The sequence below is a fragment of the Psychrobacter sp. 1U2 genome (assembly GCF_051847575.1).
Window position 1 is genome coordinate 1 of the sequence record NZ_JBPYDC010001007.1, and the last position, 743, is coordinate 743.

1 protein-coding gene is annotated in these 743 nt (G+C 31.2%); it reads right to left on the minus strand.

Annotated elements, in window-relative coordinates; translation table 11 throughout:
* The coding region (locus ACS8FD_RS20055) for a prepilin-type N-terminal cleavage/methylation domain-containing protein (RefSeq protein ID WP_439277162.1) at positions 1 to 206 on the minus strand (206 nt) is incomplete at its 3' end.
* Positions 207 to 743: the final 537 nt, after the last annotated feature.

The following is a 743-nucleotide window of genomic DNA, read 5'->3' on the forward strand; positions in this document are numbered from 1 at the left end:
TTGGCTTCCATACTTGCCAATTGATCTACGATCGCTGGCGCTGCGATCGTTGCGATAATAGCTAAAATTGCCACTGTTACCATAAGCTCTACAAGAGTAAACCCTTTTTGTTGATAAGATTTCGACAAGTATGGGACTCTTAAGCATACAGCTAGATTCAGATAAGATAGAGTAAGGTTCGATATGGTGTGACATATTCTAATCATATATAGTCATCGCTTACGCTATAGATTTAATTATATAGGCCAAATTCATCAGCTTTATACATTTGAGTGAAGCCCTACATTGATACCTTTTCTAGTACAAGACTTTAACTTTTAAAAATACCTTGGACTTTTAAATTCACAAACCTTAACAACAACGTTTTTAACGCAACAATCACATATCAGCTCATTACTTTAAAAGTATATACTAGAATAATGTTTGCTATTTAATATATATGAATTATAGTGCAACTGTCAAAATTTGTTTCAATTAGTGAAGACTAATCTTTATTAATAGAGAAAAAAATTCGATTGTATTAAACTAGTTGCAGACAATAGGTAAAATCTAATTTGCTTCTATTGCGAATTAACATTCAAAAGACTAAAATTGCAACGTATGTTAGTTCTTAGTAAAATAAGCAGGCTATTGTGTTTGTGTTGCAACACTATCGTGTAATAATGTGTAGCTGCCTAACGAAAAAAGTTGTAAACTTAATAGATAGTCGATAAGCTACTTCCTAATTAGTTTTGTTGTATAAT